General features: G+C 71.9%; 14 protein-coding genes. 7 read left to right on the forward strand and 7 right to left on the reverse strand.

Annotated elements, in window-relative coordinates:
• Positions 1–8: 8 nt before the first annotated feature.
• Positions 9–926, reverse strand: a complete 918-nt coding sequence (locus ACQ393_RS10530; protein ID WP_430646785.1) for an aminoglycoside phosphotransferase family protein — start codon at positions 924–926, stop codon at positions 9–11.
• Positions 927–1,017: 91 nt separating this feature from the next.
• Here ACQ393_RS10530 and ACQ393_RS10535 point away from each other — a divergent pair, with 91 nt between their 5' ends.
• Positions 1,018–1,545 carry a low molecular weight protein-tyrosine-phosphatase gene (locus ACQ393_RS10535; RefSeq protein WP_430646786.1) on the forward strand — a complete coding sequence of 176 codons (528 nt, stop codon included), beginning with the start codon at positions 1,018–1,020 and terminating at the stop codon, positions 1,543–1,545.
• Entirely contained in the window at positions 1,542–2,933 is a 1,392-nt protein-coding gene (gene purB, locus ACQ393_RS10540) for an adenylosuccinate lyase (protein WP_430646787.1), read from the forward strand. The genes ACQ393_RS10535 and purB overlap by 4 nt, the downstream gene beginning before the upstream one ends.
• Before the next feature lie 123 nt (positions 2,934–3,056).
• Here the strand turns inward: purB and ACQ393_RS10545 are convergent, their stop codons facing one another.
• The 4 genes from ACQ393_RS10545 to ACQ393_RS10560 all read right to left on the reverse strand — a co-directional run bounded on the left by ACQ393_RS10545 (position 3,057) and on the right by ACQ393_RS10560 (position 7,075).
• On the reverse strand, positions 3,057–3,341 hold the full coding sequence (locus ACQ393_RS10545; RefSeq protein ID WP_430646788.1) for a hypothetical protein: 285 nt from the start codon (positions 3,339–3,341) through the stop codon (positions 3,057–3,059).
• Entirely contained in the window at positions 3,338–3,943 is a 606-nt protein-coding gene (locus tag ACQ393_RS10550) for a DUF308 domain-containing protein (RefSeq protein WP_430646789.1), read from the reverse strand. The genes ACQ393_RS10545 and ACQ393_RS10550 overlap by 4 nt, the downstream gene beginning before the upstream one ends.
• Positions 3,944–4,009: 66 nt before the next feature.
• Positions 4,010–5,425 (reverse strand): Re/Si-specific NAD(P)(+) transhydrogenase subunit beta, encoded by a 1,416-nt coding sequence (pntB, locus tag ACQ393_RS10555; RefSeq protein ID WP_430646790.1) that lies wholly within the window; start codon positions 5,423–5,425, stop codon positions 4,010–4,012.
• 87 nt (positions 5,426–5,512) lie between these two features.
• A complete protein-coding gene (locus ACQ393_RS10560) occupies positions 5,513–7,075 on the reverse strand; it encodes a Re/Si-specific NAD(P)(+) transhydrogenase subunit alpha (RefSeq protein ID WP_430646791.1) in 1,563 nt (520 codons plus the stop codon).
• A gap of 354 nt (positions 7,076–7,429) precedes the next feature.
• Between ACQ393_RS10560 and ACQ393_RS10565 the strand changes: the two genes are divergently transcribed.
• Positions 7,430–8,146 carry an IclR family transcriptional regulator gene (locus ACQ393_RS10565; RefSeq protein ID WP_430646792.1) on the forward strand — a complete coding sequence of 239 codons (717 nt, stop codon included), beginning with the start codon at positions 7,430–7,432 and terminating at the stop codon, positions 8,144–8,146.
• Here the strand turns inward: ACQ393_RS10565 and ACQ393_RS10570 are convergent.
• A complete protein-coding gene (locus ACQ393_RS10570) occupies positions 8,134–10,080 on the reverse strand; it encodes an FAD-dependent monooxygenase (protein WP_430646793.1) in 1,947 nt (648 codons plus the stop codon). The two genes, ACQ393_RS10565 and ACQ393_RS10570, sit on opposite strands and share 13 nt — an antisense overlap.
• Positions 10,081–10,271: 191 nt before the next feature.
• Here ACQ393_RS10570 and ACQ393_RS10575 point away from each other — a divergent pair, with 191 nt between their 5' ends.
• Positions 10,272–11,246: a LysR family transcriptional regulator gene (locus ACQ393_RS10575; protein WP_430646794.1), complete on the forward strand. Its 975-nt coding sequence runs from the start codon at positions 10,272–10,274 to the stop codon at positions 11,244–11,246.
• A gap of 97 nt (positions 11,247–11,343) precedes the next feature.
• A complete protein-coding gene (locus tag ACQ393_RS10580; protein WP_430646795.1) occupies positions 11,344–11,985 on the forward strand; it encodes a hypothetical protein in 642 nt (213 codons plus the stop codon).
• Between the two features lie 41 nt (positions 11,986–12,026).
• Here the strand turns inward: ACQ393_RS10580 and ACQ393_RS10585 are convergent, their stop codons facing one another.
• A complete protein-coding gene (locus ACQ393_RS10585) occupies positions 12,027–13,190 on the reverse strand; it encodes an aminotransferase class I/II-fold pyridoxal phosphate-dependent enzyme (protein WP_430646796.1) in 1,164 nt (387 codons plus the stop codon).
• A 126-nt stretch (positions 13,191–13,316) separates the two neighbouring features.
• On the opposite strand from ACQ393_RS10585, the gene ACQ393_RS10590 reads away from it, so the two are divergent.
• Together ACQ393_RS10590 and ACQ393_RS10595 are read left to right on the forward strand one after the other, a co-directional pair.
• On the forward strand, positions 13,317–13,688 hold the full coding sequence (locus ACQ393_RS10590; protein ID WP_430646797.1) for a hypothetical protein: 372 nt from the start codon (positions 13,317–13,319) through the stop codon (positions 13,686–13,688).
• A 268-nt stretch (positions 13,689–13,956) separates the two neighbouring features.
• Positions 13,957–14,394 (forward strand): iron chaperone, encoded by a 438-nt coding sequence (locus ACQ393_RS10595; protein ID WP_430646798.1) that lies wholly within the window; start codon positions 13,957–13,959, stop codon positions 14,392–14,394.
• Positions 14,395–14,411: the final 17 nt, after the last annotated feature.

Consider the following 14,411-nt stretch of genomic DNA (forward strand, 5'->3'; position numbering starts at 1 on the left):
GTCCGACCTCAGTCCGCCGGCACCTCGCGCAGCGCGTGCGCGCCCACGCGGCCGATCGGCCCTCCGACGCCCACGGTGTCGACGATGGCCGAGCCCATCGCGAGCGCCCAGCCGCGCGCACGCGCCCAGTCCGCGGCATCCGTCGACCGAAGTTCCTCGACCCGCCGACGGAACCGCGCCCGGCCGTCTGCGTCGAACACGAGCCAGGCCGCGGCGAGGTCCGTCGCCGGATCGCCCGACGTCAGGTCGCCGAAGTCGAGCAGCGCCGCCAGTCGCAGCCCGCCGCCGGCGCCCCGAGCGACGAGCAGGTTGCCCGGGTGCGGGTCGCCGTGCACCCACCGTGCCGGGCCGGACCACGCGGGAGCCGCGAGCGCATCCCGCCACACCTCGGCGAGCGCCGCCGCATCCGTCGGCACGACCCGCCCGAGGCGGCCGGACGCGAGGCGCTCGGCGACGACGTCGTCGCGCGCGGCGAGCGGCACGCCGCGGTACGGGTTGGCGGGCGCATCCGGCGGTGCGGGGCGGCCGAGCGCGACGATCGCCTCGGCCAGCGGCTCGGCGATGCCGGCCCGGTCGACCGGGTCGACCGATGCCGCGGCGTCGCCCTCGAACCACGGCGTGATGCTCCACGCGTACGGGTAGCCCTCACCGGGCACGCCGGACGCGACCGGCACCGGCGCCGCGATCCCGGGCGGCAGGGCGGCCGCGACCTCGGCGAGCCACCGCTGCTCGTGCCGCACGTTCCGATCGCCGAGCGCTCGCCGCGGCATCCGCACCGCCCACGCCTCGCCGAGCCGGAAGATCGCATTGTCCCACCCGACGGCGACCGCCTGGATCGGTCCGAGGAACGACGGATGCTGCGCTGCGACGAGCCTCGAGACGAGCGGGGCGGAGACCTCGACGTCGGCGTCGGGCGCATCCGCCACGGCCGCCCCCTCTCACCCCGGACCTCGCGGAATACCCGCACCCGATCCCGCTCTGTTCCCGACACCCGGATTCGGTCCAGAATAGGGTTCCATGACGCCTGCGGACCCGGCCGGGGACTCCGCGCAGCGCTTCCGTGTCTCGTTCGTGTGCACCGGCAACATCTGCCGGTCGCCGATGGCGGAGGTCGTGCTGCGCGCCCTCGCCGAACGCGCGGGGATCGGCGACCGCCTCGAGATCGAGTCCGCGGCGACCGGCGACTGGCACGTGGGGGAGCAGGCAGACCACCGCACCCTCGAGGCGCTCGAGCGCGCGGGGTACGACGGCAGCCGGCATCGGGCGCGCCAGTTCGACCCCGAGGACTTCCCGACGCTCGACCTCGTGGTCGCGTTCGACCGCGGTCAGTCGCGCGTGCTGCGCAACTGGGCCCGCACGACGGTCGACGCGCACAAGGTGCGGCTGCTGCTCGAGTTCGACCCCGAACTCGCCGCCATGCAGGACGTCCCGGACCCGTACTACAGCGACGATGCGACCTTCGACCGCGTTCTTGGGATGATAGAGCGGTCGACTCAGGCGCTCTTCCGGCAACTCGCGCCGGCTCTCAGACAAGGAATCCGATGACTTCGCTGCCTCCCCAGCCGCTCAGCCCGCTCGACGGGCGCTACCGCGCCGCCGTCGGCGAACTCGGCGAGCACCTGTCCGAGGCCGGCCTGAACCGCGCGCGCGTGCACGTCGAGATCGAGTGGCTCATCGCGCAGACCGATCGCGGCTTCTTCGGTACGGGCCTGTTGACGGATGACGCGAAGCAGGCGCTCCGCGCGGTCGTCACCGACTTCGGCCAGGCCGACATCGACGAGCTCGCGCGCGTCGAGGCGACGACGCGCCACGACGTGAAGGCCGTCGAGTACTTCGTGCGCGGCAAGCTCGACGAGCTCGGCCTGTCGAACCTCGCCGAGCTCACGCACTTCGCGTGCACCAGCGAGGACATCAACAACCTCTCCTACGCGCTCACGGTGCGCGACGCCGTCGCCCAGGTGTGGCTGCCGAAGTTCCGCGCCGTCATCGCCAAGCTCATCGGCCTCGCCGAGGAGCACCGCGACGCCGCGATGCTCTCGCGCACGCACGGCCAGCCGGCCACGCCGACCACGATGGGCAAGGAGCTCGCGGTCGTGGCGTACCGCCTCCAGCGGATCCTCCGCCAGGTCGAGGCGACCGAGTACCTCGGCAAGTTCTCGGGAGCGACGGGCACGTTCTCGGCGCACGTCGTGGCCGCGCCATCCGTCGACTGGCCCACCGTCTCGCGGGAGTTCGTCGAGGGCCTCGGCCTCACCTGGAACCCGCTCACGACGCAGATCGAGTCGCACGACTGGCAGGCCGAGCTCTACGGCCGCATCTCGCACGCCAACCGCGTGCTGCACAACCTCGCGACCGACATCTGGACGTACATCTCGCTCGGCTACTTCCGCCAGATCCCGGCCGCCGGTGCCACCGGCTCGTCGACCATGCCGCACAAGGTCAACCCGATCCGCTTCGAGAACGCCGAGGCCAACCTCGAGCTCTCGTCGGCGATCCTCGACTCGCTCGCCGCGACGCTCGTCACCTCGCGGCTGCAGCGCGACCTCACCGACTCGAGCTCGCAGCGCAACATCGGCGTCGGCTTCGGCCACTCGGTGCTCGCGCTCGACAACATCCTGCGCGGCCTCGGCGAGATCGACCTCGACCGCGCCCTGCTCCTGGCCGACCTCGACGGCAACTGGGAGGTGCTCGGCGAGGCGATCCAGACGGTGATCCGCGCCGAGGTCGCCGCCGGCCGCTCGTCGATCGAGGACCCCTACGCGCTGCTCAAGGAGCTCACGCGCGGCAAGCGCGTCGGCGCGGCCGAGCTCGCCGAGTTCGTCGGCGCGCTCGACATCTCGGATGACGCGAAGCAGCGCCTGCTCGCGCTGACGCCGGCGACGTACACGGGCATCGCCGACGAGCTGGTCGACCGCCTCCCGGTGGTCGAGTAGCACGCGAAGCCCGTCACCGGTGGTCGAGGAGCACGCGAGGCGAGCGTATCGAGACCCCCGCGAGATCTCGATACGCTCCGTCGCTGCGCGCCGGTGCTACTCGATCACCGAGGCACGAGGCGATCAGTGCGGCGAGTCGCCGCCCGCACGCCGCTCGGGGTCGCCGCCCGAGCCGTCGCCGTGCTCGCCGGGGTTCGGCTTCACGGTCATCGAGAGGAGCGCGAGCACCATCAGCACGATGATGAAGACGCCGCCGAGCGTGATGAGCGTGATGGTCCAGTCGCGCGTGCCGAACAGCACGATGAACGCGGTGAAGACCGCCGCGATCGCGGCGCCGCCGACGTACTCGACGGGGCGCAGCACGTCGCGCCGGCTCGGACGGTAGCCGCCGTCGGGGGAGTTGGTCACGATCGCTCCGATCCGGATGCCGCGTCGCCGGAGCCGGCCGGCTGGGACGCGGCCCACTTCAACGACAACCCGCCGATCACGAGCAGCACGCCGGCCACGACGAGGTACGCGCCGAGGAGGCCGACCGCGGTGACGGGATCGAGCGGGAGGATGACGAACACGAGGGCCAGGAGGGCGGTGAGCCCGCCCACGGCCAGCCAGTCGCGCGCGGCGGCGATGCGGCCGCGCGCGCGGATGCCGGCGAAGAGCTCGAGGACGCCGGTGATCGCCGCCCAGACGGCCACCGTGAAGGTGAACGCGCCGACACCGGCCGAGGGGGTTCCCGCGAGCCAGAGCGCGACGAGCCCGGCGGTCGCGGTGATCACGCCGTTCGCGACGAAGGTCCACCGCGCGAGGCGGTCGGCGACGAGCCGCGCCGACAGCGCGCCCACCACGACGCCGGCCACGAGCGCCCACCAGCCGAACACCGCGAGGCCGAACGCCGCCGAATGGTCCTGTGAGAACGTGATGACCACGGACGGGACGATGGCGAGCGCTCCACGGGTCACCGGGAGCAGCCAGGCGCCTGCGTGTTCGGGCGCGGCATCGCGGGCATCGGCCACGGCGACCTCTTTCGACTGGGGAACCGTTCAATCCTACGCGGGCCGTCATCGAGAGGTTGCTGGGCGTCAGAGCGCCTTCAGGATGTCCTCCACCCGCTCCTTGGCGTCGCCGAAGAGCATCTGCGCGTTGTCGCGGAAGAAGAGCGGGTTCTGCACGCCGGCGTAGCCGGAGGCCATGGACCGCTTGAAGACGATCACGTTGTCGGCCTCCCAGACCCGCAGCACCGGCATGCCGGCGATCGGGCTGCCGGGGTCCTCGGCCGCGGCGGGGTTCACGGTGTCGTTCGCGCCGATGACGAGCACGACCGACGTGGAGCCCAGGTCGTCGTTGATCTCGTCCATCTCCTCGACGATGTCGTAGGGCACCTTCGCCTCGGCGAGCAGCACGTTCATGTGCCCGGGCAGGCGTCCGGCGACGGGGTGGATGCCGAAGCGCACGTCGATGCCGCGCTCGCGCAGCTTCGCCGTCAACTCGGCGACGGGATACTGCGCCTGGGCGACCGCCATCCCGTACCCGGGCGTGATGACCACGCTCGAGGCGTTCTTCAGCAGCTCCGCCGCATCCTCGGCCACGATCTCGCGGTGCTCGCCGAGGTCGTCCTCGCCCTTCTTGGGTGCCTCGATGCCGAACCCGCCCGCGATGACCGAGATGAACGAGCGGTTCATGGCGCGGCACATGATGTACGACAGGTAGGCACCGGAGGAGCCGACGAGCGCGCCGGTCACGATGAGCAGGTCGTTGTTCAGCAGGAAGCCCGCGGCCGCGGCCGCCCAGCCCGAGTAGCTGTTCAGCATCGACACGACGACGGGCATGTCGCCGCCGCCGATCGAGGCGACGAGGTGCCAGCCGAGCGCGAGCGCGAGCGCGGTCACGACGACCAGCAGCCACAGCTCCGGCGTGATCACGTACCAGACGGTGAGCCCGACGAACGCGACCAGCGCGCCGAGGTTGAGGGCGTTCTTGCCCGGCAGCACGAGCGGCGCCGACTTCATGCGGGCCGAGAGCTTCAGGAACGCGACGATCGACCCGGTGAAGGTCACCGCGCCGATGAAGACGCCGATGAAGACCTCGGCGTGGTGGATGTCGAGGAGCGCCCCCTCGAGGTGCGGCTCGGCGAGCGCGCCGTTCCAGCCGACGAGCACGGCCGCGAGGCCGACGAAGCTGTGCAGCAGGGCGATGAGCTGCGGCATGCCGGTCATCTGCACCACCCGCGCGCGCCACAGCCCGATCGCACCGCCCACGAGGACGGTGACGACGAGCAGGCCGAGGCCCGTCATCGCGGCGGGCTCGCCCCAGGCGCCCTGGAAGGTGAGCCAGACGGTCGCGACCAGGGCGATCGCCATGCCGGCGATGCCGTAGCCGACACCGGCCCGGGCGGTTTCGTGCTTGGACAGTCCGGCGAGGGACAGGATGAACAGCAAGGCCGCGACGAGGTAGGCGGCGCCCGCGATGGATTCGGGGGTGATCAGGGTCTCAGGCACGCTCGGGGCTCCTCGGGAACGTCGTCGTCAGGGTCGCGGTGGCGGCGGCGGTCGCGGGGGCGACGGCGCCGGAGGGGGCTGGCGCGGTCACGTCGTCGTCCGGTCGTCCTTGGCGAACATGCCGAGCATGCGCCGGGTCACCGCGAACCCGCCGAAGATGTTGATGCTCGCGATCAGGATCGCGATCGCCGAGAGCACCTGGACGATCGGCACGTCGCTCGTGACCTGCAGGATCGCGCCGACGATGATGATGCCCGAGATCGCGTTCGTCACGCTCATGAGCGGCGTGTGCAGCGCGTGCGCGACCTTCCCGATCACGTAGAACCCGACCACGATCGACAGGGCGAGCACCGTGAAGTGCTGCGGCAGCGGCGCGGGCGCGATCGCGTTCACGAGGAACAGCGCCGCGATGCCCACGGCGATGAGCGCCGCGCGGCCGCCCTTCGAGAGCGTGCGCTTCGGCTTCGGGCCTGCGGCGGATGCCGCGGCATCCGCCCCACCCTGAGCCGCGGGCGCCGGAGCCGCCGAGACCTGCACGGGCGGCGGCGGCCACGTCGTCTCGCCGTCGCGCACGACCGTCACCGCGCGCTGCACGACGTCGTCGAAGTCGATGACGAGCTCGCCGTCCTTGCCGGGCGTGAGGAGCTTGACGAGGTTGACGAGGTTCGTGCCGTAGAGCTGCGACGCCTGCGCGGGCAGGCGCGAGGCGAGGTCGGTGTAGCCGAGGATGATCACGCCGTTGGGGGTGACCGTCCGTTCGCCCGCGACCGAGCCCTCGACGTTGCCGCCCTGGCCGGCGGCCATGTCGACGATGACGCTGCCGGGCTTCATCGCCGCGACATCCGCCGCGGTGATCAGGCGAGGTGCGGGCCGGCCCGGGATCAGCGCCGTCGTGATGATGATGTCGACGTCGCGGGCCTGCTCGGAGTAGATCTCGGCCGCGCGCCGGTCGTACGCCTCGCTCGTCGCCTTCGCGTACCCGTCGGTGGACTGCTCGACCGCGACCTCGACCTTCAGGTACTCGCCGCCGATCGACTTGACCTGGTCGGCGACCTCGGGTCGCGGGTCGGTCGCCCGCACGATGGCGCCGAGGCTGGATGCCGCGCCGATCGCCGCGAGTCCGGCGACGCCGGCACCGGCCACGAGCACCTTCGCCGGCGGCACCTTGCCCGCCGCGGTGACCTGGCCCGTGAAGAACCGGCCGAACTCGTGGGCCGCCTCGACGACGGCGCGGTAGCCCGAGATGTTCGCCATCGAGCTCAGCACGTCCATCGACTGCGCGCGCGAGATGCGCGGCACCGCGTCGAGGGCCAGCGCGGTGACGCCCTGCGCCGACAGCGACTCGAGCAGGTCGGGCCGCAGCGCCGGGCTCAACAGGCCGATGAGCGTCGTGCCCGGCGCGAGCGCCGCGATCTCGTCCGGCGCCGGCTGGTTCACCTTCAGCACGATGTCGCTCGCGAACGCGGCCTCGCGCGTCACGAGGCCCGCGCCCGCGAGGTCGTACGCCTCATCCGGGAACGACGAGCCCGCGCCCGCGCCAGTCTCGACGACGACCTCGTACCCCAGGCCGATCAACTGCTTCACGGTCGCCGGCGTGGCGGCGACCCGGGTCTCCGAGCCCTGCTCGGCGACGACGCCGATGCGCGTCATGCGTACTCCCTCTCATCGCTCGACCCTGGTCAGTCGAGGCGATGCGGCACCTCGGGGACGGGTCCGTGCGAGCCCGTCGTCCGGTGGGGGCCGGAGCGGCGACGGTGCTGCACGCGATCACTTTAGGTCCACGGATGCGTGCGACTCCATGTTTCACGCTCGATGACATCGAAAGACCGGGCATTCTTTCGCCGATCGGAAAGTGCTGGGGGAGCTGCCGGTCGCTGCGGAGAGGGCCGCCGGCGATCTTGCCGCGCCGCCGCGAGCGGCTGTTCGGATTCCGTGCGACGCGTTCTACTATCGACCGAGTGCCCGCGGCATCCGCTCGGGCCCTGCAGGTGACGGAGGACCGCCGTGGACCCAGCGAGGCCGGCAGCGGCGGCGGGATCGCAGACGCTCAGCCGCGGCATCCGGGTGCTCGAGGTGCTCGCCGACGCCGATCGCAACCTGACGATCGACGAGGTCGCCGCGGCCCTCGGCGTGCACCGGTCGGTGGCCTACCGCCTCGTCCGCACCCTCGAGGAGCACACGCTCGTCACGCGCGACGCCTCGGGCCGCCTCGCGCTCGGCACCGGGCTCGCCGCCCTCGCCGCGGGGGTCGCGCGCGACCTGCAGCAGGTCGCCCTGCCCGAGCTGACCGAGGTCGCGAACGAGCTCGGCATGACGTGCCTCATCGCGGTGCTCGCCGACAACGAGGAGGCGGTCACGCTGCTGAGCGCCGCCCCGCGCCAGACGATGACGGTGGTCTCGTACCGCCCCGGCCACCGGCACCCGATCACGCGCGGCGGACCGGGCAAGGCGATCCTGCTCGCGATGCCCGAGAGCTCCTGGCCCGGCTCCGTGCCGGATGCGCTGCGCGCCGAGATCGCCGAGAGCCGCGCGCGCGGCTATGCGCTGAGCCACGACGAGGTCGTGCCGTCGCTCCGGTCGGTCGCGGTGCCGCTCACGCTGCCCGGGCAGCCGCCGGCCGCGATCGCCGTGATCCACGTGTCGCTGCCACGGCCCGAGGGCGAGATCGCGGCGCGGCTCACCGCCGCCGCGCGCGCGATCTCGCGCAGCTACGGGGCCTGAACGCGAGCCGCCGCCGCGCGCTGCGGCAGCAGGTGCTGCGCGAAGAACGCCGCGAGCCCGTCGGTGGCCGTGAGCGGCAGGACGTGGGCGACGTACTGGTCGGGGCGCACCACGACGACGACGCCGTCGCGGGAGATTCCCCGCTCCTCGAAGATGTCGGTCGGGCACCACGCGCTCGGCCCGGCCGCGAACACCTTCTCCCAGTCCATGAGCCCGAGCGGTCCGGTCCTCGGCCGGAACACCTCGGGCGCGGCCATGATGTCGACGTCCTCGTGCGCCTGCTGGTAGATCACCTTGACGTCGAACACGGCGTCGATGTCGCCGCCCTCCGGCGTGTACCGGGTCAGCGGAGCGTCGGGCGACGCCATCCACTCGGCCCAGTCCTCGAGGGCGGATGCCTCGCCGGCGGCGGGCGCGTCGGCGAACGCGTAGATCCGCCACCGGCCGTCGGCCTTGGCGTGGTGGCCCAGGTGCACGACGTTCCCATCGCACACGAGCGAGACCGGAGAGGACTTGAAGCGCATGCCGAGCGGGAACCCCGTGGCGAGCGCCTGGTGCGACGCGTCGCCGGTGATCATGGACGGCCCGTAGTGGGTCATGAACCCCGACGGGAACTCGGCGGTGCCGAGGTAGTGCTTGGCCAGTTCCTGCGGGTCCGAGATCTCCTCCGGCTTGCGTGCCATGAGCGAGGACCATTCGCGGTCGAAGTCGATCAGCTGCTGCGCGACCGGCTGTCGCTCCGACGAGTAGGTCGCGAGGAGTTCTGCGGGCGCCCGGCCGGTGACGACCGAGCCGAGCTTCCACCCCAGGTTGAAGCCGTCCTGCATCGAGACGTTCATGCCCTGGCCGGCCTTCGCGCTGTGCGTGTGGCACGCGTCGCCGGTGAGGAACACCCGCGGCGCGGCATCCGCCCGCCCACTGGTGTCGGACACAGCGCGGTCGTCGAAGTGGTCGGTGACCCGATGGCCGACCTCGTAGACGCTGAACCAGGCGACGTCGCGCACGTCGAGCGTGTACGGGTGGAGGATGTCGTTCGCCTTGGCGATGATCGTCTCGATCGGCGTCCTGCGCACCTCGTGACTGTCGTCGGCCACCTCTCCGAGGTCGATGTACATGCGGGAGAGGTACCCGCCCTCGCGGGGGATGTGCAGGATGTTGCCCGCGGCCGAGTTGATCGCGCACTTCGTGCGCCAGTCGGGGAAGTCGGTGTTCACGACCACGTCCATGACGCCCCAGGCGTGCGCCGAGATGCCGCCGACGTGCTTGCGGCCGATCGCCTCGCGGACTCGACTGCGGGCACCGTCGCTGCCCACGACGTACTTGGCGCGCACCGTGCGCTCCTCGCCCTCGCGCTCCCCGGCGGTGTGGCGCACGCGCACCTCGACGGGGTACTCGCCCGCGGCGTCGGCGCCCTCCTCGTGCACGGCGAGTCCGATGAACTCGATGCCGTAGTCGGGCCTGATCCGGCCCGGCCCGTTGGCGGCGGCCTCGGCGAAGTAGTCGAGCACGCGCGCCTGGTTGACGATGAGGTGCGGGAATTCGCTGATCTTGTATCCGTAGTCCTCGGTGCGGGAGGTTCGGATGATCTTCGTCGGGTCGGCCGGGTCGGGGCCCCAGAAGTTCATGTAGCCGATGTTGTAGGCCTCGGCGGTGATGCGCTCGGCGAAGCCGAACGCCTGGAACGTCTCGACGCTGCGCGGCTGGATGCCGTCGGCCTGGCCGAGCACGAGCCGACCGTCGCGGCGTTCGATGACGCGGGCGACGACGTCGGGGTACTGCGAGAGCTGCGCGCCGAGCAGCATGCCGGCGGGGCCCGAGCCGACGACGAGCACGTCGACCTCGTCGGGCAGTTCCTCGGGGCGGTCGACGCCGACGCCGGCAGCGGGCTGCACCCGGGGATCGCCGGACACGTAGCCGTGGTGGTGGAACTGCACGTGGTGCTCCTCACGTCGTTGTGGTGCAAGTCGTCGCGTTCGATAATCGAATGGCTCATTCGGATATCGTGCGAGGTCATGGTAGGCCCCGATCGGCCGCGACGCAAACGGTGCACGCCTCCGGGTCAGCCCTCTTCCGCGACCCCGACCACGAATGGATGATTGGCTCAGCTGGGTTCGAGGAGGTCCGAGTGGAGCTGCGTCACCTGCGTTGGTTCACCGCCGTCGTCGAGGCGGGGTCGCTCTCCGCCGCCGCGCGCGAGGGCCATATCACCCAGCCGGCGCTCAGCATGATGATCGCCCAGCTCGAGCGGGATCTCGGCGCGCGGCTGCTCGAGCGCGGCCGGGACGGCGTGCGGACCACGCCCGCCGGAGCCGCCGTCCTGGGCATCGCCCGCCGGATGGTCGACGACGCCGAACTCGTCGGGATCGCAGCGCGGGCGGCCGCCGAGAGCGCGGGCGACCTCGCCGAGGTCCGCCTCGCGATCGCGGACCCGAGCCTGCTCCCCCTCGTGGCGCCCGCGGTCGCCGCGGCCCGCCTGGCCGGGGCGCACGTCCGGCTGGTCGTCGGACGCCACCGCCCGTGGGAGGTGGCGGGCGTACTCCGCCGCGAGGTCGACCTCGCGGTCGTGACGGCACCGATCCTCGACGGCCGGGTCCGGACGGCCACGCTCGCGACCGACGGTCGGGGCATCCTCGTCGGGCCCCGCAGCGACCTCTTCGCGGCCGACGTCGGAGAACTGACCTTCGAGGAGCTGTCTCGGCATGCGACGATCGACCCCATCGACACCCCCGTCGCCTGGACCGACGAGTGGTCCTACCGGTCGTTGATGAACGGCGAACGGATGCGGCGCGGCGGACCGCCGGTCGATTCGATGAGCGACACGTTCCTTTCCGCGTTGACGAGCGATTCCGTCGCCTTCGTACCGCGTCAGGTCGGACGGGTCGCCGAGGCGCTCGGCCTGCGCTACCTCGAACCCGTCGGCGGGCCGCAGTGTGAGCATGTGCTGGCCTGGCGTCCGCCGCTCTCCGCGGCAGGGCAGGTCCTGCTGCAGGCCGCGACGGCGTCGGCGTCTGCGTCGCCGGTCGAAGGTCGTTCCGCGGAGCGGACGCCGGAGCCGGCACGGGAGCGGGCGCCATCCATCACGAACGGTGATGGCCGGTGACCCGCGTTCCATTGCCCTGACCGGCCCGGCGCGTGCAGCATGTGGCTGTCGCGCACGCGCAGTGCGCGACATCCGAAGGGAACCAAGGGGGACGACCATGAACGAGCCGACCTGGGGGCCGACGCATCGGCGCGCCACGACCACGCGGACGGAATCGGATGCGGCTGCCCGCTCGGCGCGATCACCGAGCGCGCGGTTGCGCCGGGGCGGTGCCGCGGCCATCGCCCTGGCCGCATCGGGCGCCCTCGCCCTGCTGTCGGCGCCGGTCGCGCATGCCGCACCGGGCAACGGCAACGGCAACGGCAACCGCGTCGACATCGGCGATCACGAGGGCATCGTCGTCGCGACCTGTGCCGACGGCGGCATCGTCTCCGGCCCGCTCGAGGGATACGCGTCGTTCCATGAGCGCGTGGACCGGGACGGGAACGTCGTCTCCCTCGCCATCGCCATGGAGTACAAGATGACGTGGACCCTCTCGACGACCGGCGAGTCGGTGTACCCGCACGGCACCCGGCGACTGCTCCTCGAGTTCGCGGAGGGGACGATCACCGACTCGGGCGCGTACCGCACGCTCACCCTGGCCGGGCATGGCGCCGTCCTGAACTACGCCGGCATCTCGGTCTACGACATGGCGACCGACGAGGTGCTGCTCCACAAGGGGCCCTCGGTGTCGGATTCGGCGGACGTCGAGGCGAGCAACGACCTCGTGTGCGGGCTCTTCGGCGTCGACGGGGCGTAGGAGAGCGCGCTCCGCCCTGCGCGGCCCGACCTCGTGTGTGCTCAGGGCACCGCGTCGACGATCACGGGCAGTGCCCGCTCGATCATCTCCATGGTCGCGGTGAGCGAGATGCGGAAGTGCGCCGGCTGGTCGAACAGCGTACCCGGCATGAGGAACACGCCACGCTCGGCCAGGGCCGTGCAGAACGCCGCCCCGTCGCCGCCCGGCGCGCGCCCCCACAGGTAGAAGGTGCCCTCCGGCTTCGTCAGCGTGTGGCCGGCCTCGTGGAGGGCACCGTACATGCGGTCGCGCTTGCGGGTGAGCTCGGCGAGGTCGATCGACACGCGCTCGAGGTCGGGCACCGAGTACTGCATCAGCGCGTCGGGGAAGCCCCACCCGATCGCGAGCTGGATCGGCATGCACGCCTCGCGCAGCGCGCGGCGATCCGCCGGCTCGAGCAGCGGCGAGATCGCGAGGTAGCCGAGGCGCTGACCGGGCGCCAGCAGCACCTTGCCGTAGCTGTAGTCGATGAGCGTCCATGGGTACGAGCCCGCCGGGCTCGCGAAGCCGATGCCGTCGAAGCGGATGCGGCGGTAGGGCTCGTCCGATAGCAGCCAGATCCGGCGGCCGTGGCGGCGGGATGCCTCGTCGAGGACCTCCGCGAGGGCATCCCACGTCTCCTTCGGGTACACCCGGCCGGTCGGGTTCGCCGGCGAGTTCACGATCACCATGCGGGTGCGCGGCGTGATGGATCGGGCGATCTCGTCGACGTCGAGGCTGAAGTCGACCGGTGCCAGCGGCGCTCCGACCGGCACCAGGTTCGCCGCGTGCAGCATCGGGGCGTAGCAGAACCAGCCGGGGACGGGGATGACGACCTCGTCGCCGGCATCCGTCAGCATCGCCAGTGCCAGCCGGATGGCGCCGAACGCACCCTGCGTCATCGCGATGTCGGCGGGCTCCACGTCGAGGCCGAGTTCCCTTCGAAGACCGGATGCCACGGCCTCCTGCGCCGCTGCCTCGCTCGTCTTGTACGCGAACCAGTCGACCGACCTCGGCTCGAGCTGCGCGCGCATCGCATCGGTCAGCCCGGACAGCGCCATCTCGTGCGGATTGCCGAACGTGAAGTCGAGGGCGTCCGGATCATCCGCCCCCTGGATGCTCGCGAAGAACGACGTCACCGTCGCGACCGAATCCCTCGCCTCGGTCGCCCGCGTTGACAGGACCATGTCGACCGCCTCTCGGCTCGCACGTCACGGGTCGGTGCCAGCATCCCAACCACCGCCCGCCCCGTCAATGACCCGTTCACCCCCCGACCCTGGCCGCCACGCCGAATGGCGCGTAGCGTCTGCGCCATGGGCAAGCTCATCGAGAACCTGGCGGAATCCGTCCCTTCGTGGGGCGCACGCGTGGCGTACGGCGAGAAGACCACGATCGACGGACAGGAGGCGGTGCCCGTCGCGTTCGTCGTGTTCGGCTTCGGGGCCGGCGAGGGGTCAGGCGACATGCCCGAAGCCGGCAAGAGCTTCGCGGGCCACGGCGAGGGCAGCGGAGGGGGCGGCGGAGGCGTCTCCGTGCCCATCGGCGCCTACATCACCGGGCCCGACGGGCTGCGCTTCCGGCCGAACACGATCGCCCTCGCGGTCGCGGCCGTGCCGCTGGTCTCCGCGATCGGCGGGGCGCTCGCGCTGATCGTCGGCGCAGCGCGGTTCCGCGGCATCCGCTGAGCGCGCTCGGCGTCGCCTGCCGGCGCGGAACCGAGGCGGCTCCCGACTCGGAGATCGTCCGGAGCGGATGAAGGGTGCCGGGCCCGCCCGACGTGCGAGGTTCGCCCACCAGCCCCACTTGGAATCGATCCGCTACGCCCTGCCGGATGTCGCGGGCGACGCCCATCGCACGCGCCGGCGAAGTCGATCAGGAATCGAGAAGCGCGCACGGGCCGATCTCCGTAACGTGAGAGTCGACACCGCGCCATCACTCGAGAAGGAGCACAGCATGGCTGCCAGGACCGACGGACTCTCCGCCGAGGAACGTGACGCCGTCAACCACCGGGCCGCCGAACTGCGAGCGCAGGCGAAGGCCGGCAAGACCCGTGAGGCGGGCGAGAAGGCGGTGCGCGAGGCGATCGACGCGCTGCCCGACGACGACCGCGCCCTCGCCGAGGGCATCGACCGCATCGTGAAGGAGGTCGCGCCGCACCTCGTGCCGAAGACCTGGTACGGATTCCCGGCCTACACCGACGCCGCCGGCAAGGTCGTCGTCTTCTTCAAGGCCGCGTCGAAGTTCACGACTCGCTACGCCACCCTCGGCTTCGAGGAGGCCGCCCAGCTCGACGACGGCGACCTCTGGGTCACCTCGTTCGCGCTGCTGAAGCTCACGCCCGAGGTCGAGGCCCGGGTCGCCGAGGCCATCCGCAGGGCCGCCGGGAACTGACGGCGACCACCGCCGCG

Origin of the sequence: Agromyces sp. GXS1127 (assembly GCF_050565425.1) — a bacterium.
Classification (GTDB): Bacteria; Actinomycetota; Actinomycetes; order Actinomycetales; family Microbacteriaceae; genus Agromyces.

Bases quoted from the DNA above. Each gene is read 5' to 3' on its own strand.
- ACQ393_RS10535 (WP_430646786.1), top strand. From the start codon at position 1,018: ATGACGCCTGCGGACCCGGCCGGGGACTCCGCGCAGCGCTTCCGTGTC.
- purB (WP_430646787.1), top strand. From the start codon at position 1,542: ATGACTTCGCTGCCTCCCCAGCCGCTCAGCCCGCTCGACGGGCGCTAC.
- ACQ393_RS10560 (WP_430646791.1), bottom strand. From the start codon at position 7,075: ATGACGCGCATCGGCGTCGTCGCCGAGCAGGGCTCGGAGACCCGGGTC.
- ACQ393_RS10580 (WP_430646795.1), top strand. From the start codon at position 11,344: ATGAACGAGCCGACCTGGGGGCCGACGCATCGGCGCGCCACGACCACG.
- ACQ393_RS10585 (WP_430646796.1), bottom strand. From the start codon at position 13,190: ATGGTCCTGTCAACGCGGGCGACCGAGGCGAGGGATTCGGTCGCGACG.
- ACQ393_RS10590 (WP_430646797.1), top strand. From the start codon at position 13,317: ATGGGCAAGCTCATCGAGAACCTGGCGGAATCCGTCCCTTCGTGGGGC.
- ACQ393_RS10595 (WP_430646798.1), top strand. From the start codon at position 13,957: ATGGCTGCCAGGACCGACGGACTCTCCGCCGAGGAACGTGACGCCGTC.